Raw genomic sequence first — 19995 nt, forward strand, 5'->3', positions numbered from 1 at the left:
AGCGGCGCGCGCCGCGAGACCAGCAGGGTGATCAGCAGCAGGCCCAGGATCCACAGCAGCCCGAAGATGGCCCGGCGCGGGGCCGCTTCCAGGACGCCGCCGTCGCCTCCGCGGTGCACGACGTGCTCGTCGGCCTCGCCCCGTCCCGCCGGGCCGACCTCGACGCGGCGCTGGCCGCCACCCTGGGCCGGATCCCGGACGGCTCCGCCGAGGCGGGGGGCGTGGCGGCGGGCGCCCGGCAGGCCGCGGCCGTGCTGGCGGCCCGTGCGGGGGACGGCCTCGACCCGGCCTCGGTGAACGCGCCGTTCCCGGTGCCGCCCGCCGCGCCGGGGGTCTGGCAGCCCACGCCCGACGGGTACGCGCCCGCCGCGCAGTACGGCAACCGCCTGGCGAAGCCCTTCCTGCTGGAGCGCGCCGACCAGTTCCGGCTGGGGCCGCCGCCCGCGCTGGACTCCCGCCGCTACCGGACCGACCTCGCCGAGGTGCGTGCGTACGGGGCCGCCGACAGCGCCGTGCGCACGCCCCGCCAGACCGAGACGGCGAACTTCTGGTACGCGTCCTCCCAGGTCCTCTACACCGAACCGCTGCGGGTGGCCGTGGCCCGCGCGCACGGCTCGGCCGCCGAGCGGGCGGAGCTGCTCGCGCTGTTCCACGCCGCGTCCGTCGACACCCAGATCGCCACCTCCGACAGCAAGTACACGTACGTGCGGTGGCGGCCGGTCACCGCGATCCGGACCGGGGACATCGGCACCGACCCGGCGTGGACCCCGCTGCACCAGACCCCGGCCCACCCCGACTACCCGAGCGGCCACGCCACGTACGCGGGCGCCGCGCAGGCGGTGCTGGACGCGCTCGCCGGGCCGGTGACGGCCCCGTTCGGGCTGACCAGCCCGACGGCACCGGGCGTGCGGCGCACCTACACCGGGTGGCGGCAGCTGACCCGGGACAACGTGGACGCCCGGGTGTACTCGGGGATCCACAGCCGCAGCGCCGACGAGGCGGGCGTCCGGCTCGGCGAGGCCGTCGGGCAGTACGCGCTGCGGCACGCCGACCGGCTGTACGGCGCGCTCTGACGGCGCCCCGGCCCGGGCCGGCCGATCCGGTCAGCCCTCCGCGTAGGCCTCTCCGCCGAGCTCGAAGCCCGCGGTTCCGGCGGTGACGTCGGCGAGCCAGGCCCGGAAGGCCTCGACCTCCGCCTCGGGGAGGCCGATCTCGATCGAGACGGCCTCCCCGTAGCGCACGTCCAGCACCGCCCGCCCGGTGGAGCGCAGGTCGTTCTGGGTCTTCCCGGCCCGCTGGTGGTCGACGGTGACGGTGGCCAGCCGGTAGCGGTGCCGGGTGACGGTCCCGAGGGCGTCCAGGGCCTCCCCCACGACCCCTCCGTAGGCCCGGATGAGGCCGCCGGCGCCGAGCTTCACGCCGCCGTAGTAGCGGGTGACCACGGCCACCGCGTACCGGATGTCGCGCCGGGTCAGCATCTGCAGCATGGGCACCCCGGCGGTCCCGCCGGGTTCCCCGTCGTCGCTGGCCTTCTGCACGGAGGCGTCGGCGCCGATCACGTAGGCGTAGCAGTTGTGCGTGGCGGTGGGGTGCTCCTTGCGGACGCGCGCGACGAACTCCTGCGCCTCCCGCTCCGTCGCCGCGGGCGCGAGCGAGCACAGGAACCGCGAGCGGTTGATCTCGGACTCGTGCGTTCCCTCTCGGGCCACCGTCACGTACTGGTCTGCCTTCACCGCTCCACCCTACGGGGAATCGGACAGGCGTCCCCTTCGTTGAGGCGGGGAGAGCAGAGCGGTCCGGAGCAACAGGAGGCGGCGCGCGTGTACGGCGACCCGGCGACCATTCGCAAGATCCTCACCGAACTCGGTGACACCTGGGCCGTGGTGGGCCTGTCCAACAACCAGGACCGGGCGGCCTACGGGGTGGCGCGCGTGCTGCAGCGGTTCGGGAAGCGGGTGGTTCCCGTGCACCCGAAGGCGGAGACGGTGCACGGGGAGCCGGGGTACCCGTCGCTGGCGGCGATCCCGTTCGAGGTGGACGTGGTGGACGTCTTCGTGAACAGCGCGCTGGCCGGCGCGGTCGCCGACGAGGCGGTGGCGGTGGGTGCCGGGGCCGTCTGGTTCCAGCTGGACGTGGTCGACGAGGAGGCCTACGCCCGCACCCGCGCGGCGGGCCTGGAGATGGTCATGGACCGCTGTCCCGCGATCGAGATCCCGGCGCTCTAGCCGACCCGTCGGGCCCGGCGGCACCCGTCGGGCCCGTAGGCACCCGTCGGGCCCGGCGACAGTCGGCCGGCCCGTGGGCGGTCGCCGCGCGCCGTCAGTGGGCGCCCGCCACCCCCTGGACCGGCGGGATCGACACGGCCATGGTCATCTCCATCGGCCCGGGGCCCTCGTTGCGGTAGGCGTGCGGCACGTTCGCCTCGAAGGAGACGGCCCCGCCCGCCGGGACCACGTAACGGTCGTCGGCGATCTCCAGGGTGAGTTCCCCGGCCGTCACGTGCAGCATCTCGAAGGTGCCCGCCGGGTGGGGGTCGGAGGCCGTGCCGTCTCCGGCCTCCAGCCGGTAGATCCACATCTCCACGGGCCCGCGACGGTCGTCGCCGAGCAGCATGCGCGCCTCGCTGCCCATGCCGCTGGACCACATCCGCACTCCCTCCCCCGGCCGCACCACGTGCACCTGAGGGCTGCGCTCGTGGTCCAGGAGGGTGGTGATGCTGACGCCGAGGGCGTCGGCCAGTTTGACCGTGGTACCCACGCTGGGGTTCGTACGGGCCTGCTCGATCTGGATGATCATGCCGCGGCTCACCCCCGCACGGGCGGCGAGGGCGTCCAGGGTGAAACCGCGCTCACCGCGCCACCGCTTGAGGTTCCGGGCGAGCGCCTGGGTGAGCTGTTCGAGGTCCGACACCATTCCGTCCAATATTTTGGATGACACAGTTCAATAGACTGAACTAACCTGCGGTGTATTCGATGCTGCACTCCACCGTTCACCGCACTGTACTGCGAGGTCCTGCCATGACCGCCCTGTTCGCCCTGGCCACAGCCGTGCTGTGGGGCCTCGCCGACTTCGGCGGCGGGCTTCTGACCCGCCGGCTCCCGGCGCTGACGGTGGTCGTGGTCTCGCAGATCGCCGCCGTCGCCGTGCTGGGGGCGATCGTGATCGGCACCGGCGCCTGGCGGGAGGCCGGACCGCAGCTGTGGTTCGCGGTGGCCGCCGGTCTCGTCGGACCGGCCGCCATGCTCAGCTTCTACAAGGCGCTGGCCCTCGGCCCGATGGGCGTGGTCTCGCCGCTCGGCTCCGTCGGCGTGGTCGTACCGGTCGGGGTGGGCCTGGCCCTCGGCGAGCGGCCCGGACCGGGGCAGTTCGCGGGCATCGCCGTGGCCGTGGCCGGCATCGTCCTCGCGGGCGGCCCCGAACTGCGCGGCGCCCCCGTACAGCGGCAGGCCGTCGTGCTCACCCTGCTCGCCGCCTTCGGCTTCGGCGCCGTCATGGCCCTGATCGCACACGCCTCCACCACCCTGACCGGCCTGTTCCTGGCCCTCTTCGTCCAGCGGGTCACCAACGTGGCCGTCGGCGGCGCCGTCCTGTGGGTGCGGGTCGGGCGCGGCACCCCGGCCCTGCCCGCCGGTACCGGGCCGCGCGTGCTGTGGAGCCTGCTGCCCGCCCTGGCCTTCGTCGGCCTGGCGGACGTCGCGGCCAACGGCACCTACTCCATCGCCGCCCAGAACGGCCCGGTCACCGTGGCCGCCGTACTGTCCTCGCTCTACCCGGTGGTCACCGCGTTCGCCGCCTTCGCCGTGCTCAAGGAACGGTTGCGCGGCGTGCAGGCGGCCGGCGCCGGACTGGCCCTCGCGGGCACGGTCCTGCTCGCCGCGGGCTGAGCCCCGGCGGGCGGGAGCAGCTCAGGACTGCTCGGCCTCCGCCAGCCGCGCCAGCCCGCGCAACTGCTCCGACGTCATCCCGTCCGGGATCGGCACCGGCGCCGGGGTGCGCAGCGGCGGCTGCCAGCCCGTGTCGGGCTCCCACCGGCGCACGATCCGGGCGGGCGCCCCCGCCACCACCGCGTGGTCGGGCACCTCGCCCCGTACGACGGAACCCGCGGCCACCACCACGTTGCGGCCCAGCCGGGCCCCGGGGAGGATCACCGCGCCGGTGCCCAGCCAGCAGCCCGGCCCGATCTCGACCGGCGCGCTGCGCGGCCACTGCTTGCCGACGGGCTCGTTCGGGTCGTCGTAGCTGTGGTTGGTGGAGGTGATGTACACCCCCGGCCCGCAGAAGGTGTCGTCGCCGATGCTGATGCGGGTGTCGGCGATGACGTGGCTGCCGCGTCCGAGGACCACGCCGTTGCCCAGAACGAGCATCGGTTCGGGCCCGAGGTCGAGGTCGGGCATCATCCCGGCGGTCAGGGTCACCTGTTCGGCGATGATGCAGTGTTCGCCGAGCCGGATCCAGCGCTCGCCGAAGACGGTGCCCTGCGGGAAGGCCAGTCGGGTGCCGTCGCCGATCCCGCCGAAACGCAGCCGTCCGGGGTGCTGCGCGGTGACCGCGCCCGCCTGCTGCATCCAGCGCCAGCCCGCGTGCACCACGCGGCCGGCGACCCGTCGGCGCAGGGCCGTCAGCGATGAGAACGTGTTCTGGTTCTTCGGCACCCGGCCACGGTAGTGCGCCGCGTGCCGGGCCGCCGGACCACACTCCTGTGATCTTCACCCCATCGCGGGACCGCGGCGGCGCGTGCCCTACGGTGCCGGTAGCGCGGCATACGGAAACAGAGGGAAATGACCATGACGCAACAGCCGAACCAGGGCCGGGCAGGACTCATCGCGGGCGTCGGCGACCGGCACCCGTCCGTGGACCCGACGGCCTTCACCGCTCCGACCTCCGTCGTGGTCGGCGACGTCACCCTGGCCGCCGGCGCGAGCGTCTGGTACTCGGCGGTGCTGCGCGCCGACTGCGGCCCGATCACGCTCGGCGCGGACAGCAACGTGCAGGACAACTGCACGCTCCACGTGGACCCCGGCTTCCCGGTGTCCATCGGCGAGCGCGTCTCCATCGGGCACAACGCCGTCGTGCACGGCTGCACCGTGGAGGACGACTGCCTCATCGGGATGGGCGCGACGGTCCTGAACGGGGCCGTCATCGGCGCCGGTTCACTGGTCGCGGCGCAGGCGCTGGTCCCGCAGGGGATGGTCGTCCCGCCCGGCTCGCTCGTCGCCGGGGTGCCGGCCAAGGTGCGGCGGGAGCTCACCGAGGAGGAGCGCGAGGGGATCAAGGTCAACGCCGCGATGTACACGGAGCTGGCGAAGCAGCACCGCGCCTCGGTGACCCCGGACGCCTGAGCCCGTACGCCCGGGCCCGGACCGGACCGCGTCCGGGCCCCGCGGGGCCCGGACGGGCCTCAGTCGGAGGTCGCCGCGGCGGCGGCCGTCGCCGCCGCCGGCTCCGCCTCGTGGACCTCGGCGGCGGCCTTCTTCATGCGGAAGCGGACCACCAGGGTCACGGCGAGGCCGATCAGCAGGGCCACCACCAGCGCCAGCCAGGAGAACCGCTTGATCCACGGCTCGGCGACGATGCCGACGGTGTAGATGACGGCGGTCGTACCGCCCGCCCACAGGATGCCGCCGAGGACGTTCGCGATCAGGAACCGCCAGTACGGCATGCGCAGGACGCCCGCGAGGGGCCCGGCGAAGATCCGCAGCAGGGCGACGAACCGGCCGAAGAAGACGGCCCACATGCCCCACTTGTCGAAGGAGCGCTCCGCGAGGGCCACGTGGGCGGGCCCGAAGTGCTTGGGGAAGCGCCGTCCGAGCCGTTCCAGCAGCGGCTTGCCTCCCCGGCGCCCGATCGCGTAGCCGATGGAGTCGCCGATGATCGCCCCCGCGACCGCGCAGGCACCGAGGACCACGGGGTCGATGTGCCCCTGCTGCGAGGCCAGCAGGGCCGCGCTGACCAGGATGATCTCCCCGGGCAGTGGGATGCCGAGGCTCTCCAGTCCGATGACCAGGCCCACCAGGAGGTAGACACTGATCGCCGGAATCGTCTCCAGCCATTCCTGGATGTGCACCGGCACGCCCTCCCGAGTCCTCGGCGGCGCGCCCCCGTGACACGCCGAACGGGCAGCCTATCCGCTCCCCGCGACAGCCCCGGGCCGCGAGGGAGGTTCACGGGAGGAACGACCGGCGAACACCCGGCGACGGCCGGAACCGACCGGCCCGTCAGGCCGGCGCGGATCAGGCCGTCGCGGGTCAGGCCATCCCAGGTCACGCCGTCACAGGTCAGGCCGTCACGGGCCGGACCGTCACGCGTTGGGGCGCAGGGTCCAGACGACGGTCATCTCGCCGGTGACGGCCTCGTCCTCGCGCTGGATGGCGATGGTGACGGGGAACTCCGGGCGGCCGCCCGCGTCCAGTTCGGCCACGACGTCGGCGGCCGGGCGGCCGAGGGTGGCGGTGGCGGTCACGACGCCCTTGGCGAGCTTCTTGTAGCCGATCTCCGCGCGGACGGCCAGCGGCACGGCGCGCGAGAGCTGGTCGCCGAAGGCGGCCAGGACGATGGCGCCGCTCGCGGACTCGGCGAGGGTGAACATGGCACCGGCGTGCGGGCCGCCGACGTGGTTGTGGAAGGCGGGCTGGTCGGGCAGCCGCACGACCGCGCGCTCGGGGGTGGTCTCGATGAATTCGAGGTTGAGGGTGCCCGCCATCGGCACGGTCTGGGCGAGCAGTTCGCCCACGTTCATCTGGTCTGCGCTCATGACACGCGATGTTACCCACGAGTAGACAGGCTTGGCCAGACCCTGCCCCGGGGGCGGCCGTGGCCCCCCTCACCCTCTCCCACTATCGTTACCGGCCATGTGGCCAGGACAGCAGCAGCCGCCCGGGGGAGAACACAACCCTCAGGACGCGCAACAGAACCCGTACCAGCAGCAGCCGGGACAGCCGAACCCGTACCAGCAGCCGCAACAGCCGCAGCAGCAGCCCGGATTCGGACAGCAGCAGCCCGGCTACGGGTACCCGCAGGCCGGATACCAGACGCCGCCACCGACCCAGCCGTGGGGCCAGCAGGCTCCCCCGCCGCCGTCCCCGCCCTCCGGCGGAGGCAAGCTCTCCACCCGGACCGTGGCCATCGTCGCGGCCTCGGCGGTCGTGGTGGCCGCGGCCGGCACCGCGGCCTTCGTCCTGACCCGTGAGGACAAGAAGGACGACCGGGCCGACGACAAGCCGGCCGCCCCCGCCTCCGCCCCGGTGGTGCCCTCCCCCAGCGCCCCGTCCGGCAACCCGCGCGCCGGGGGCGCGCCCCAGCCGGTGATCCCGGGCTGGAAGGTGGTCGTCAACACGAAGTACGGGGCCGCCTACGACGTGCCCCCCGACTGGGACGTCCCCGAGTCCGGCTCGATCCTCTTCTTCGACGACCAGGTCAAGAAGGACGGTTCGCCGGTCATCACCATGACCGGCACCTCCTCCTTCAAGCGCGAGTGGTGCACGGTCGACACGGACAAGAACGGCAGCCTGGAGAAGTTCTCGCTCGCCGACACCGGCATCAAGGGCGCCCAGGGCGCCAAGGACACGGCCCAGGTCGCGACCGACAACACCGGCTCCTGGGTATGGGCGGGCTACGCCCAGAAGGAACCCAAGGGAACGGTCAAGGTGACCGACCCCAAGGAGTACACGACCTCCTCCGGGCTCAAGGGCCACATGGTGATCGCCACCGCGCCGAACGTGAAGAAGGAGCACAAGTGCTCCACCGACGGCAAGGCGATCGGCTTCGGCTTCAAGAACGCCGTCGGTGACTTCGCCAGCTTCGTGCTCGTCGGCCCGGCCGGCGTGAAGGACGAGGTCCAGGCCGACGTCTACGACAAGATCCTCAGCTCCATCCGACTCACCGCGAACTGATCCCCGCGGCCCGGCGCCGGGCCGGCGATCCAGCCGCAATCGGTTTGGAGTCCCGGCCCGGGGCAGGGGATAGTCCGTGGGTGAGCCCTTCCCCCACCACCACCCCCCACGGCCTGCCGCGCCGCCGGCCCGAGTGGGCCGGCCGCAACTACACGCTGCTGACCGGCGCCGCCGTCATCACCAACCTCGGCAGCCACGGAGCGCTCATCGCAGCCGCCTTCGCGGTCCTCGAAGCCGGCGGGTCCGGCGGGGACGTCGGCCTCGTCGCCGCCGCCCGTACGCTCCCCCTCGTCCTGTTCCTCCTCGTCGGCGGCGCGCTCGCCGACCGGCTGCCCCGGCACCGGGTGATGGTCGCGGCCAACGCGCTGAACTGCCTCTCGCAGGCCGTCTTCGCCGTCCTCGTGCTCGCCGGGGACCCCCAGCTGTGGCAGATGATGCTGCTCACCGCGCTGTGCGGCACCGGAACGGCCTTCTTCAACCCGGCCGCCGAGGGGATGCTCCTCTCCAGCGTGTCGGGCGAGCACGCCAACCGCGCCTTCGCCCTCTTCCGGATGGCGATGAACGGCGCCGGCATCGGCGGCGCGGCCCTCGGCGGCGCCATGATCGCGGCGATCGGGCCGGGCTGGGTACTGGCCGTGGACGCGGCGGCCTTCGCGCTCGCCGGCCTCCTGCGCGCCTTCCTCCGGGTGGATCACGTCGCCGGGCGGGCCCCGGGCGGCGGCCTGCTGGCCGACCTGCGCGAGGGCTGGGTCGAGGTGCGCACCCGCCCCTGGCTGTGGAGCATCGTGCTCCAGTTCTCCGTGGTCGTCGCCGTCGTCGGTGCCGCCGAGGCGGTCTACGGACCCCTCGTGGCCCGCGACCACCTCGGCGGGCCGGCCCCCTGGGGCATGGCCCTGGCCTGCTTCGGCGCGGGCACCATCGCCGGGGCCCTGCTGATGATGATGTGGAAGCCGCGCCGCCTGCTCCTGGTCGGCACGCTGTGCGTGTTCCCGCTGGCGCTGCCCTCGGCGGGGCTGGCCGTACCGCTGCCCGTGTGGGGGCTGTGCGCGGTGATGTTCGTCAGCGGCGCCGCCATCGAGGTGTTCGGCGTGAACTGGATGACCGCCATGCACCAGGAGATACCGGCGGAGAAGTTCTCCCGGGTCTCGGCCTACGACTGGTTCGGCTCGGTCTCCATGCTCCCCCTGGCCACCGCCCTGGCCGGCCCCGCCGAGACCGCCTTCGGCCGCACCACCGCCCTGTGGGGCTGTGCGGCACTGGTGGTCGTCGGCACGGCGGCGGTGCTGTTCGTGCCCGACGTCCGCCGGCTGACCCGCAAGCACCCGCCCGTACGCTCCGCCGCCCCCGTCCCCACGGCCCCGGACGCCGCCCCGGACGCGGCGCGCGGCAGCACCGCCGGAGTCTCCTGACGGCGGAGCCGGGCCGGGGCCGGGGCACGAGGTGCTCCGCCGGGCCGGGCTCAGCCGAGGCTGAACGCCCCCTCCGGCGGCTCCGGCGAGGCCACCGCGTCGGCGTCCGCCACCGGCCTGGCCCCGCGCACGAAGCGGGCCAGCGCCTCCCCGTGCTCCACCCGGGCCGGGAAGGCGTCCCCGGCGCACCGCCGGGCGAGGGCGGCCACCGGAAGGGCGGCGTCCGAGGCCAGCAGCACCGCGTTGCCGAAGCGCCGGCCCCGCAGCACGCCCGGCTCCGCGATCAGCGCCAGCTCCGCGAAGACGGCCCCGAAGTTCGCCAGCTGGGACCGCAGGAAGCCGAACGGCGCCCCGTCCGCCAGGTTCGCCGCGTACAGCCCCCCGGGCCGCAGCACCCGGGCCGCCTCCCGCGCGTACTCCACCGAGGTGAGCTGGGCCGGCACCCGGGAGCCCCCGAACACGTCGGCGACGATCACGTCCGCGCTCCGGGCCGGGGCGGAGGTCAGCCAGCCCCGGGCGTCGGCCGCGTGCACGGTCACGTCCGCCCCGGCGGCCAGCGGCAGGTGTTCGGCGACCAGGTCCACCAGGCCGGCGTCGAACTCCACCACCGTCTGCCGGGACCCGGGCCGGGACCCGGCGGCGTACCGCGGCAGGGTCAGGGCGCCGCCGCCCAGGTGCAGCAGGTCCAGGGCGGCCCCCGGCCCGGCAGCGCAGTCGAGCACGTGCGCGAGGCGGCGTACGTACTCGAACTCCAGGTGTCCGGGCTCGTCGAGGTCGACGTACGACTGCGGGGCCCCGTCCACGGTGAGCAGCCAGGCCCGCTCCCGGTCCACGTCCGGCATCAGCTTGGCGGTGCCCTGGCCCACTTCCCGGATCACCGGGATCTGTTCGTCGCTCACCCCACCATTGTCAGGCCCCCGCCGGACCCTCCCAGACCTCCCGGGCCGCCTCCACGTGGGCGGCGGCCTGGGCCAGCCCGGCCCGCGCGGCCGGGTCCCGGCGGGCGGGGTCGAGCACGTTGCGCCCGAAGGCCTTGCGGGCCTCGGGCGACGGGGTGATCAGCAGCACCCGGGCCCCCTCGGCCCGCAGCCGCGCGGCCTGCGCGGAGGGGGCGGGAACCTTCCCGGAGCCCAAGGCGATCGGGGCGATGACCACGACGCGGCGGTATCCGGCGGCGAGGTCGGCGTTGGTGGCGGAGCGGACCCCGCCGTCTACGAACCGGCGCCCGCCGATCGTCACCGGCGGCCACACCCCGGGTACGGCGCAGCTCGCCGAGACCGCTTCCACCAGCCCCGCGTCCCCGTCCCGCTCGAAGGCGGCGAGCTCCCCGCTCAGCGCGTCGACGGCGGTGACGACCAGGCGGCGCCGCTCGGGCCACTCGTGGGAGACCAGGCGGGCCGCCAGCACCGCGCGCCGCTCCGCCTCGTCGGTGGTGTCGGCGGCGAGGGCCATCGCGCCGATCCGCTTGCGGTAGCCGACCGCGTCGCGGGAGCGGGCCATGGCCACGGCGTACCGGGCGATGACGCCCGCGCCGATCCGGGCGGCGACCTCGCCGGTGGTGTCGCCGAGCTGGCGCTCGTACAGCTCCTGCGGGGTGAGCAGCCCGGAGGCGAGCTGCGCGCCGACCACCGAGCCGGCCGAGGTGCCGACGACGAGGTCGGCGCGGGAGAGGTCCACTCCGGCGCGGGAGAGCCCGTAGAGGATCCCGGTCTCCCATCCGATGCCGGTGAGTCCTCCGCCGCCGAGCACCAGTGCCGTGTCGCCGCCCATCGCCGCCCCGCCCCTCTCTCGTCCGCGCGCGCCGCTTCCGCTTCCGCCCGCGCGCCGGTGCGCGCACGCGGTCGCACGCCGTGTGGTGACGGCAGTCTGGCGCAGGGCCACCGCCGTCACCACACCGGGTCGGCCGGCTCCGACCGGCCGGCCCGGGTGAGCCGGCCCTCGCCGGCCGACCGGCGTCAGACGTCAGACATCAGACGTCAGACGACCGGCGACCCGCAACCCGCAACCCGCAACCCGCGTCAGCCGACCCGGGTCACCGTGCCCGCGCCCACCGTGCGGCCGCCCTCGCGGATGGCGAAGCCGAGGCCGGACTCCAGCGGGACGTCCCGCCCCAGTTCGACGGTCATGGTGACCGTCTCCCCGGGCCGGACCACCCCGGCCGTGCCCAGGTCCACGTCGCCGACGACGTCGGCGGTGCGGATGTAGAACTGCGGCCGGTACCCGGAGGCGATCGCCGTGCTGCGTCCGCCCTCGCGGGCGGAGAGCACGTAGACCTGCGCGGTGAACCGCCGGGCGGGCGTCACGCTGCCGGGCGCGGCGACCACGTGGCCGCGGCGCACGCCGTCGCGGTGCACGCCGCGCAGCAGCAGGGCGACGTTGTCCCCCGCCTCGGCGGACTCCATCGGCTTCCCGAAGGTCTCCAGCCCGGTCACCACCGTCTCGACCGGCTCGCCGTCACCGCCGAGCACGCTGACCCGGTCGCCGAGGCGGACGGTGCCGCGCTCGACGGCCCCGGTGACGACGGTGCCGCGGCCGGTGATGGTGAGGACGTTCTCCACGGACAGCAGGAACGGCGCGTCGGTGTACCGCACGGGCATGGGCACGTACGTGTCCACCGCGTCCAGCAGCGCCTCCACCGCACCGGTCCACCGCGGGTCGCCCTCCAGCGCGCCGAGCCCGGAGACCCGTACGACCGGCGCCGCGTCGCCGCCGTAGCCGTGCGCGGTGAGCAGCTCGCGGACCTCCAGCTCGACCAGGTCGGTGAGCTCGGGGTCCCCGGCGTCGGCCTTGTTGAGGGCGACCACGATGTGGTCGACCCCGACCTGGCGGGCGAGCAGGACGTGCTCGGCCGTCTGGGGCATGACCCCGTCGAGGGCGGAGACGACGAGGATCGCCCCGTCCAGCTGGGCCGCGCCCGTGACCATGTTCTTGATGTAGTCGGCGTGGCCGGGCATGTCGACGTGGGCGTAGTGGCGGGTGTCGGTCTCGTACTCGACGTGCGTGAGGTTGATGGTGATGCCGCGCCGGGCCTCCTCCGGGGCCCGGTCGATGCGCTCGAACGGGACGTAGGAGGCGCCGCCGCGCTCGGCGAGGACCTTGGTGATGGCGGCGGTGAGGGTGGTCTTGCCGTGGTCGACGTGACCCATGGTGCCGATGTTGAGGTGCGGCTTGGTGCGGGTGAAGGCCGTCTTGGCCATGGTTTCTTTCCCGTGTTATCGAAGCGTGGACGGGACCCCTGGAGCGAGCCGACCCTCCCCCTGCGGGGTCCGCCGGACGATCCGGGAAGGGTCAGCTTCGTGCGCCGTCGAATGCGGCGAAGGGTGCCGCCGCGAAGGCTTCGGCGAGGAAGCCCGCTGCGGGGAAGGAGTCCGGGGCAGCCTTCGGCGCGTCCGCGACTGCGGACGGCGCTGCGGGGAAGGCGTACCGGGACATGTCCCCGATCCTGCCGGACCGGACCGGGAGCGTCGAATGAATTTCCTTGTTCCGGGCGCCCGTTCGGACCGGAGGCGCCCGCCGGTCCTACAGGTTCTTCAGGGCCTCGCGCACCGACAGTGGTGCGAGCAGGGCACTTTGGTCCGCGACGAAGGCCCGGACGGCCTCCGGGTCGGTCTTGGCGTACTCGCGCAGGGCCCAGCCGATGGCCTTGCGGACGAAGAACTCCGGGTGGCCGGCCCGGCGTCGGCAGTACGCGAACAGCCGCTCGGCGTCGGTGGCGGACTTGTACGCGAGCTGGTGCAGGAGGGCGGTGCGCACGAGCCAGATGTCGTCGTCCTCGATCCAGGCGTCCATGACGGCGGTCAGCCGCGGGTCCGCCGCCACCAGCGGGCCGACCGTGTGGGCGGCGAGCAGGTCGACGGTGTCCCACCAGGACCCGGTGACGAGCAGGTGCCGCACCACGGGCAGGAAATCCGAGGAGCAGCGGGAGACGTGGCGGCGCAGGTAGTCCACCGCGAAGTACCGGTACTCACGCTCCGCGAGCCCCCAGCAACGCAGTGCGAGTGCCGCGCAGTCCGTCTCCGTGGGCGGCGGAGTGTCCTTCGTCACGCTGCGGGACAGCGCGCGGCGCTCCGGGGTCCGGATTCCGAGGAAGGGGGAGACGTCCTTCATGTACGCGGCCATCGGCCCGGCCCGCTCGGGATCCGCGGCGGCTGCGTACGCGGTGGTGAGCCGCTCCAGGAGGACGTCCGCGAGGGCACTGTGCGGGATCCCCGTGGGTCGCCGCGTGTTCGGCCGCATGAGGCCCACATTACGGCGCGGCGTCACGGGCCTCGGTTAGTCTCCCGGAATGTCCCTCCTCCTCGCGCCGTGGGCCCGGCTGTCGCTGCTCGTCGTGCTGCTGGTCTCGGCCGGGGCGTGCGTGGTCCTCTACGAGCCCCAGCGGCTGCTGTCCCGGGGCTGGCCGCCGGAGCTGCCGCTCGGCGCGGGGGTGCTGCTGTTCGCGGGTGCGTACGGACTGTGCACGGCCGCGTTCGTGCCCCGCCCGCTGCTGAACCTCGCGGCGGGGGCGGTCTTCGGTTCGGCGTTCGGGCTGGTGGCGGCCGTCGGCGGGACCGTCCTCGGCGCCGCGGTCGCCTTCGGGCTCGGGCGGGTCCTGGGGCAGGAGGCGTTGCGCCCGTATCTGCGCGGACGCTGGCTGCTGGCGGCCGACGGCCAGCTGAACCGGCACGGGTTCCGTTCCGTGCTCGCGGTGCGGATCTTCCCCGGAGTGCCGTTCGCGGCGGCCAACTACCTGGCGGCGGTGTCCCGCTGCGGCTGGCTGCCCTTCCTCCTCGCCACGGCGCTCGGCACGGTCCCCAACACCGCGGCGTACGTGATCGCGGGGGCCAGCGCCGCCACCCCCGGGTCGCCCGCGTTCCTCGTCTCGTCCGGGTTCATCGCACTGTCCGCGGTGGTCGCCGCAGGGGTCGCCTGGCGCAAGCGGCACCGCCTCGCGCCTCCCGGCGCGGAGGCTCCCGCGCACCGGCCGCGGGCTGTTCACCCCCCTGTGGTCACGGCCGCTCCGCACGGGCCCTAGCATCGGACCCGAACTGCCCGACGATCACAAGGACGAGCGCACCCCGACATGAGCTGGTTCGAATCCCTAATCCTCGGTCTCGTCCAGGGGCTTACGGAGTTCCTCCCGATCTCCTCCAGCGCCCATCTGCGGCTGACCGCGGCGTTCGCCGGCTGGCACGACCCCGGTGCGGCCTTCACGGCCATCACCCAGATCGGCACCGAGGCCGCCGTCCTCATCTACTTCCGCAAGGACATCGCGCGGATCATCTCCACCTGGTTCCGCTCGCTGTTCACCAAGGCGCTGCGCTCCGAGCAGGACGCCAAGATGGGCTGGCTGGTGATCGTCGGATCGCTCCCGATCGGTGTGCTGGGCCTGCTGTTCAAGGACCAGATCGAGGGCCCCGCCCGTGACCTGCGGCTGACCGCCACCACGCTGATCGTGATGGGTCTGATCCTCGGCTTCGCCGACTGGCTGGCCTCGCGCGACGAGCAGGGCGGCCGCCACCGGGTCGTCCACCAGCGCAAGACGCTGAAGGAACTGGGCGTCAAGGACGGCCTGATCTTCGGCGCCTGCCAGGCGATGGCCCTGATCCCGGGCGTCTCCCGCTCCGGCGCGACCATCTCCGGCGGTCTGCTGCTGGGCTTCACCCGCGAGGCCGCGGCCCGCTACTCCTTCCTCCTCGCGATCCCTGCCGTACTGGCCTCGGGCGCCTTCGAGATCAAGGACGTGATCGAGACCCCCGGCCACATCACCTGGGGTCCGACGATCTTCGCCACGGTCATCGCGTTCTTCGTCGGATACGCCGTCATCGCGTGGTTCATGAAATTCATTTCCACCAAGAGCTTCATGCCCTTCGTGATCTACCGGATCCTGCTCGGCATCGTGCTCTTCGCCCTGATAGGCGCCGGTGTGCTCAGCCCCCACGCCGGCGAGTCGGGGTCCTAGCGGCACCGCCGCTCACCGATCGGTGTGAATCGGAGGCCGTCCGGGAACGTTCCCGGGCGGCCTCCGCGTCGTTGTCCCTGGAGCGAGGAACAGCAGCAGGGGGTGTCCCATGAGCCGTGTGGTACTGGAACGATTTCCGGCCGGAAGTCCGAGGGGGAGCTGGCCCGCCGAGGAGTACGCCGCGCAGCGGATGCGCGAGGGCGTGCCGGCGGAGGTGGTGATGGACCTGGCCAGCGACGCGTTCCTGGTCGTGGTCCGGCAGCGGGAGGCGCGTTCCGGGCGCTGAGGGAGGTCGCCCTGTGCCGCCCGGCCCCCGCCCGGCGGCACCGGGTACCGGTGTGCCGTCGCGCAGCGCCGTCGGGAACGCGCCTCGGCAGTGGTGGGTCCGGCATCCGGCGGCCGCACGCCCCTTGGCCTGGCGGCCCCGCAGCCCCACACTGTCCCGATGACGCAGCGTGTGGACCTGGCGACGGTAATGGACCGGCTGGCCATCGACGAGGTGGTCTCGGGGTACGCGGCGGCCGTCGACGACGGGGACTGGCCCGGCTACCGCGCCCTGTTCACGCCGGACGGTCGGGCCGACTACCGATCGGCGGGCGGCATCGAGGGTCCCGCCGGGGAGGTCGCGGACTGGCTGCGGCGGACCATGACGCTGTTCCCGGTGCGCCAGCACCTGATCGTCAACCGGCTGGTCCGGCTGGAGGACCAGGGCGGTTCCCCCGGGGACACGGCGCGTGTCCGGGCCGACTTCCTCAACCCGATGCGGCTGGCGGGCGAGGACTTCGACGGCACGGTCACCGCCCCGAACTTCGTCGCCGCGGGCCGCTACGCGTTCGAGCTGGCCCGCACCTCCGACGGCTGGCGCCTGAGCGGGGTCACCGTGCACGAGAAGTGGCGCCGCCTCTCGGAATGAAGGGCGGGGCCGCAGGTCCCACACTGGAAGCGGAGGCGCGCATTGGTCACGAAGCGGACCCGGTGGTGGCGTACGGCCGCGGCGGTGGCGGCCGGGGCTCTGCCGTGCCTCGCCTTCCCCGCCCCGGCGCTCTGGTGGTTCGCCTACGTCGCCCTCGTGCCCTGGATGCTGTTGCTGCGCTCCGCCCCCACCGGGCGCCGGGCCGCCCTGGAGGGCTGGCTCGGGGGCGCCGGGTTCATCGTGGCGGTGCACCACTGGCTGCTGCCGAGCCTGCACGTGTTCCTGCTGCCGGTGGCGCTGCTGCTGGGGCTGCTCTGGATCCCCTGGGCGCTCCTGGTGCGGGAGCTGCTCGGCGGGACGCCGCACGGGTGGCGTGCCGCGGCCGCGCTGGTCCTCGTACCGGCGGGGTGGCTGCTGTCTGAGCTGGCCCGGTCCTGGCAGGGGCTGGGCGGGCCGTGGGGGCTGCTCGGCGCCAGTCAGTGGCAGGTGCCGCCGGCGCTGCGGCTGGCTTCGGTGGGCGGGGTGTGGCTGGTGAGCCTGCTCGTGGTGGCGGTGAACTGCGCCGTGGTGCTGCTGGTCGCCGTGCCGCGTGCGCGGGTTCCCGCGGTGGCCGCCGTGGCGGGGTGTGCGGTGCTCACGGGGGTGGTGGGGCTGTGGCTGCCGCGCCCCGAGGCGTCGGGCGGCGTGCTGCGGGTGGCCGTGGTCCAGCCCGGCCTGATGGCGGACGGCCCGCAGGGGGCCTCCGGCGCCGGGGGCACCGCCGCCGCGGCGGCGACGGCCGACGCGGCCCAGCGGCGGTTCGACGCGCAGGAGCGGCTGACCGGGACGCTGGTGGGGCGGCGGGTGGACCTGGTGGTGTGGGGCGAGAGCAGCGTCGGCGCGGACCTGGCGGCCCGGCCGGACCTGTCCCGGCGGCTGGCCGCCCTCTCGGCGCGGGTCGGGGCCCCGCTGCTGGTCAACGTGGACGCCCGGCGCTCGGACCGGCCCGGCATCTACAAGAGCTCCGTCCTGGTCGGCCCGCGGGGGCCGACGGGTGACCGGTACGACAAGATGCGGCTGGTGCCCTTCGGCGAGTACGTGCCGGCCCGCTCGGTGCTGGGGTGGGCCACCTCGGTGGGCAAGGCGGCCGGCGAGGACCGGATGCGCGGCGCCGCCCCGGTGGTCATGGGGCTGCCGGACGGCACCCGGATCGGCCCGCTGGTGTGCTTCGAGTCGGCCTTCCCCGACATGAGCCGGGAGCTGACCCGGATGGGTGCGGCGGTCCTGGTGGCGCAGTCCTCCACCTCCACCTTCCAGCACAGCTGGGCCCCGGCCCAGCACGCCTCCCTGGGGGCGCTGCGCGCGGCCGAGACCGGCCGCCCCTTCGTGCACGCCACCCTCACCGGCGTCAGCGCCGTGTACGGCCCCTCGGGCGCGCGGATCGGCCCGGACCTGTCCACGTCGGCGAGCACGGCGGCCGTGTACGAGCTGCCGCTCGCCCGGGGCACCACCCTCTTCGTGCGCTTCGGGAACTGGCCCGGCGGCGCGGCGGTCGCCGCGCTGGCGGCGTACGTCGTGCTCCGGGGCGTCCGGGCGGTCAGGCGCGGGAGGCCTGCTCCAGAGCCGTCAGCACCACCCGCTCGCACAGTTCGTGGGTCAGCAGCGCGTCCCGGGCGCTGAGCTCCTTGCCCGCCTCCACGGCCTCCAGGAAGGTGTCCACGGCCTGCTCGATGCCGCGCTGGCGGGCCACGGACACCCAGTCCCCGCGCCGCCGCAGGGTGGGCTGGCCCTTGTGGTCGATGATCTCCGCGAGGTTGACGACCTGGCGCTTGGAGTCCTGTCCGGAGACCTCCAGGACCTCTTCGGTGGATCCGGAGAGCCGGTTCATGACGCCGATGGCGGTGAAGCCCTCGCCGGACATCTGGAGCACCACCTGGTGCATCAGCCCCTCGCGCACCACGGCCCGCACGTCGATGTGGTCCGCCTCGCCGGGAAGCAGGAAGCGCAGGGTGTCGACGACGTGGATGAAGTCGTCGAGCACCAGGGTGCGCGGGTCCTCGGGGAGCCCGACCCGGTTCTTCTGCAGGATGATCAGCTCGCGCGGGTGGTCGGCGCACTGGGCGTAGCCGGGCGCGTAGCGGCGGTTGAAGCCGACGAAGAGGCCGACCCCGCGTTCCTCGGCCAGTTCCACCAGGCGCCGCGAGTCCTCGAAGGCGTAGGCCAGCGGCTTGTCCACGTACGTCGGCACTCCGGCCCGCAGCAGCGCCTCGACGATCTCGGGGTGGACGGCGGTCGGCGCGTGGACGAAGGCGGCGTCGAGGTCCTCGGCGAGCAGTGCGTCGAGGGTGGTGTGGCGGCGTTCGCGCGGGACGTGGTGGATCGCGCCGAGCCGCTCCAGCGTGGCGGGAGTGCGCGTCTGCAGGTGCAGTTCGACTCCGGGGCGGGTGGTGAGGACGGGCAGGTACGCCTTGCTGGCGATGTCGCCGAGTCCGATGACGCCGACCTTCACCGGGTGCCTCCTCCTGTGGGCCCAATGGGATACCGGCAGCTTAATCCCTGGTGGGAGGGGGCGTGTTCGGTCAGGATGGCGCCCATGACATCCGATGGATCACACCGCTTCGAACCCTCCACCACCGCCGGCGAGCGGGACATGCTGGACGGGTGGCTCGACTACCACCGTTCGACCCTCGCCTGGAAGTGTTCCGGGCTGACGGAGGAGCAGGTGCGCCTGACCCCGCTGAAGCCCTCCGGGCTCAGCCTGATGGGCCTCGTACGGCACATGGCGGAGGTGGAGCGGTACTGGTTCCGCGAGATCTCGCTGGGCGAGGACCTGCCCGAGCTCTACAGCACCCGGGAGGACCGCGACGGCGACTTCCACTTCACCGGCGCCGACACCTGGGCCTCCGCCGAGCGCGTGTGGCAGACCGAGGTGGAGCTGGCGCGGCAGGCCGCCGCGGGCCGTTCCCTCGACGCGGTGTCGGACGCCGCCGTCCACCACCGCGGCGAGGTGTTCAGCCTGCGCTGGATCTACACCCACATGATCGAGGAGTACGCGCGCCACAACGGGCACGCGGACCTGCTGCGCGAGCACATCGACGGCGCCACCGGCGAGTAGGCGCTGTCCGCCGGACATCCCCTCCGCGTCACCCGTGCGGGGTGAATATCGGTCCAGGGTTTTCACAACGGGGTCCTCGCACAGCAGAGTTGCGCGGGTGCATCCAACCCGAACCTCGACGAAACTGCTCCTCGGAGCCGTCTGTGCGGCCTCCGCCGTCTCCACCGTCTCCGGTTGCGTGAGCGTGGGCCCCGGTCCGGGGCGGCCGGCGACGGCCCCCTCCGCCGGGTCGGCGCCCCGGTACGAGCCGCGCGGGGGGCCGGGGGCGCTCCCGGTGGTCGTCCAGGCCCCCGCGCTGGAGGCACTGGGGGCGGTGCCGGGCGGAGCGGAGCGGCCGTCGGGCCCGACGGCCGCGGGCCGGGGCACGGCGCGCACGGCCCCGGCGGCGTCACCGGGGGCCGCGGAGGCCGCGGAGGCCGTTCCCCCGGTTCCGGACATCCCGGAGCCCCGGAAGCCCGCCCGGCCCGCCGAGAGGCGCCGTGAGGGCCGTCCGGACCCCCTGCGGAAGGACGCGCGGGTGCCGCGCGAGCTGGTGCGGGAGCTGCCGGTCCGGCCGGCCGACGTCTGCGCGCTGGGCAGGCGGCACGGCCAGTGGCGCCCGGACAGCCCGGAGGCCCGCATCTGCGCGGGCGTCCACGACGACTGAGGAACGGCCCGTGCGGCCGGGTCTGCCCCGTGAAGCCGCGACGGCCCCGTGCGGCCGGGACGGCCCGTGCGGGCCCTACGGAGCTCCGAGGGCCCCGGCCCGG

General features: G+C 74.1%; 24 protein-coding genes. 13 read left to right on the forward strand and 11 right to left on the reverse strand.

The window, feature by feature from the left end:
* The first annotated feature begins 122 nt into the window (after positions 1-122).
* Positions 123-1073: a vanadium-dependent haloperoxidase gene (locus ABZW32_RS26480; RefSeq protein ID WP_356220177.1), complete on the forward strand. Its 951-nt coding sequence runs from the start codon at positions 123-125 to the stop codon at positions 1071-1073.
* Positions 1074-1103: 30 nt separating this feature from the next.
* Here the strand turns inward: ABZW32_RS26480 and ABZW32_RS26485 are convergent, their stop codons facing one another.
* Positions 1104-1733 carry a YigZ family protein gene (locus ABZW32_RS26485; protein ID WP_356220180.1) on the reverse strand — a complete coding sequence of 210 codons (630 nt, stop codon included), beginning with the start codon at positions 1731-1733 and terminating at the stop codon, positions 1104-1106.
* Between the two features lie 87 nt (positions 1734-1820).
* Between ABZW32_RS26485 and ABZW32_RS26490 the strand changes: the two genes are divergently transcribed.
* Positions 1821-2225: a CoA-binding protein gene (locus ABZW32_RS26490; protein WP_356220182.1), complete on the forward strand. Its 405-nt coding sequence runs from the start codon at positions 1821-1823 to the stop codon at positions 2223-2225.
* Between the two features lie 94 nt (positions 2226-2319).
* On the opposite strand, the gene ABZW32_RS26495 is transcribed toward ABZW32_RS26490, so the two are convergent.
* Positions 2320-2910 (reverse strand): XRE family transcriptional regulator, encoded by a 591-nt coding sequence (locus ABZW32_RS26495; protein ID WP_356220296.1) that lies wholly within the window; start codon positions 2908-2910, stop codon positions 2320-2322.
* A gap of 107 nt (positions 2911-3017) precedes the next feature.
* On the opposite strand from ABZW32_RS26495, the gene ABZW32_RS26500 reads away from it, so the two are divergent.
* A complete protein-coding gene (locus ABZW32_RS26500; RefSeq protein ID WP_356220185.1) occupies positions 3018-3884 on the forward strand; it encodes a DMT family transporter in 867 nt (288 codons plus the stop codon).
* Between the two features lie 21 nt (positions 3885-3905).
* On the opposite strand, the gene ABZW32_RS26505 is transcribed toward ABZW32_RS26500, so the two are convergent.
* Positions 3906-4652, reverse strand: a complete 747-nt coding sequence (locus ABZW32_RS26505; RefSeq protein WP_356220188.1) for an acyltransferase — start codon at positions 4650-4652, stop codon at positions 3906-3908.
* A 132-nt stretch (positions 4653-4784) separates the two neighbouring features.
* Between ABZW32_RS26505 and ABZW32_RS26510 the strand changes: the two genes are divergently transcribed.
* Entirely contained in the window at positions 4785-5339 is a 555-nt protein-coding gene (locus ABZW32_RS26510) for a gamma carbonic anhydrase family protein (RefSeq protein ID WP_356220191.1), read from the forward strand.
* A gap of 59 nt (positions 5340-5398) precedes the next feature.
* On the opposite strand, the gene ABZW32_RS26515 is transcribed toward ABZW32_RS26510, so the two are convergent.
* Together ABZW32_RS26515 and ABZW32_RS26520 are read right to left on the reverse strand one after the other, a co-directional pair.
* A complete protein-coding gene (locus tag ABZW32_RS26515; RefSeq protein ID WP_356220299.1) occupies positions 5399-6064 on the reverse strand; it encodes a DedA family protein in 666 nt (221 codons plus the stop codon).
* A 234-nt stretch (positions 6065-6298) separates the two neighbouring features.
* Positions 6299-6751, reverse strand: coding sequence for a DUF4442 domain-containing protein (locus ABZW32_RS26520; protein ID WP_078950544.1), 453 nt, complete (start codon positions 6749-6751; stop codon positions 6299-6301).
* Positions 6752-6848: 97 nt separating this feature from the next.
* Between ABZW32_RS26520 and ABZW32_RS26525 the strand changes: the two genes are divergently transcribed.
* Together ABZW32_RS26525 and ABZW32_RS26530 are read left to right on the forward strand one after the other, a co-directional pair.
* A complete protein-coding gene (locus ABZW32_RS26525; RefSeq protein WP_356220193.1) occupies positions 6849-7889 on the forward strand; it encodes a hypothetical protein in 1041 nt (346 codons plus the stop codon).
* An 80-nt stretch (positions 7890-7969) separates the two neighbouring features.
* Positions 7970-9298 (forward strand): MFS transporter, encoded by a 1329-nt coding sequence (locus ABZW32_RS26530; RefSeq protein WP_356220196.1) that lies wholly within the window; start codon positions 7970-7972, stop codon positions 9296-9298.
* 50 nt (positions 9299-9348) lie between these two features.
* On the opposite strand, the gene ABZW32_RS26535 is transcribed toward ABZW32_RS26530, so the two are convergent.
* The 5 genes from ABZW32_RS26535 to ABZW32_RS26555 all read right to left on the reverse strand — a co-directional run bounded on the left by ABZW32_RS26535 (position 9349) and on the right by ABZW32_RS26555 (position 13534).
* Entirely contained in the window at positions 9349-10140 is a 792-nt protein-coding gene (locus ABZW32_RS26535) for a fused MFS/spermidine synthase (protein WP_356220302.1), read from the reverse strand.
* Between the two features lie 67 nt (positions 10141-10207).
* Positions 10208-11068, reverse strand: coding sequence for a patatin-like phospholipase family protein (locus tag ABZW32_RS26540; RefSeq protein WP_356220198.1), 861 nt, complete (start codon positions 11066-11068; stop codon positions 10208-10210).
* Positions 11069-11316: 248 nt separating this feature from the next.
* Positions 11317-12495 (reverse strand): elongation factor Tu, encoded by a 1179-nt coding sequence (gene tuf, locus ABZW32_RS26545; RefSeq protein WP_356220201.1) that lies wholly within the window; start codon positions 12493-12495, stop codon positions 11317-11319.
* Between the two features lie 91 nt (positions 12496-12586).
* The gene (locus tag ABZW32_RS26550; protein ID WP_266837587.1) at positions 12587-12730 is read right to left on the reverse strand and encodes a hypothetical protein; all 144 of its coding nucleotides are present in this window, start codon (positions 12728-12730) and stop codon (positions 12587-12589) included.
* A gap of 87 nt (positions 12731-12817) precedes the next feature.
* Positions 12818-13534 (reverse strand): DNA alkylation repair protein, encoded by a 717-nt coding sequence (locus tag ABZW32_RS26555; RefSeq protein WP_356220203.1) that lies wholly within the window; start codon positions 13532-13534, stop codon positions 12818-12820.
* A 49-nt stretch (positions 13535-13583) separates the two neighbouring features.
* Between ABZW32_RS26555 and ABZW32_RS26560 the strand changes: the two genes are divergently transcribed.
* The 5 genes from ABZW32_RS26560 (at position 13584) to lnt (ending at position 17811) form a co-directional block, all read left to right on the forward strand.
* The gene (locus tag ABZW32_RS26560; RefSeq protein ID WP_356220205.1) at positions 13584-14312 is read left to right on the forward strand and encodes a TVP38/TMEM64 family protein; all 729 of its coding nucleotides are present in this window, start codon (positions 13584-13586) and stop codon (positions 14310-14312) included.
* 48 nt (positions 14313-14360) lie between these two features.
* Entirely contained in the window at positions 14361-15239 is an 879-nt protein-coding gene (locus ABZW32_RS26565) for an undecaprenyl-diphosphate phosphatase (protein WP_356220208.1), read from the forward strand.
* A 109-nt stretch (positions 15240-15348) separates the two neighbouring features.
* Positions 15349-15525, forward strand: coding sequence for a hypothetical protein (locus ABZW32_RS26570; protein WP_356220210.1), 177 nt, complete (start codon positions 15349-15351; stop codon positions 15523-15525).
* A gap of 159 nt (positions 15526-15684) precedes the next feature.
* Entirely contained in the window at positions 15685-16152 is a 468-nt protein-coding gene (locus tag ABZW32_RS26575; protein WP_356220212.1) for a nuclear transport factor 2 family protein, read from the forward strand.
* A 42-nt stretch (positions 16153-16194) separates the two neighbouring features.
* Entirely contained in the window at positions 16195-17811 is a 1617-nt protein-coding gene (lnt, locus tag ABZW32_RS26580) for an apolipoprotein N-acyltransferase (RefSeq protein WP_356220215.1), read from the forward strand.
* Here the strand turns inward: lnt and ABZW32_RS26585 are convergent.
* Positions 17729-18640: a Gfo/Idh/MocA family oxidoreductase gene (locus tag ABZW32_RS26585; RefSeq protein ID WP_356220217.1), complete on the reverse strand. Its 912-nt coding sequence runs from the start codon at positions 18638-18640 to the stop codon at positions 17729-17731. The genes lnt and ABZW32_RS26585 overlap by 83 nt on opposite strands.
* Before the next feature lie 84 nt (positions 18641-18724).
* Between ABZW32_RS26585 and ABZW32_RS26590 the strand changes: the two genes are divergently transcribed.
* Both ABZW32_RS26590 and ABZW32_RS26595 read left to right on the forward strand, forming a co-directional pair.
* A complete protein-coding gene (locus tag ABZW32_RS26590) occupies positions 18725-19246 on the forward strand; it encodes a DinB family protein (protein WP_356220219.1) in 522 nt (173 codons plus the stop codon).
* 97 nt (positions 19247-19343) lie between these two features.
* Complete coding sequence (locus tag ABZW32_RS26595; protein ID WP_356220221.1) at positions 19344-19892, forward strand: hypothetical protein; 549 nt, start codon at positions 19344-19346, stop codon at positions 19890-19892.
* The last annotated feature ends 103 nt before the right edge of the window (positions 19893-19995 follow it).

It is taken from the genome of Streptomyces sp. NPDC004667, assembly GCF_040609475.1.
Classification (GTDB): domain Bacteria; phylum Actinomycetota; class Actinomycetes; order Streptomycetales; family Streptomycetaceae; genus Streptomyces.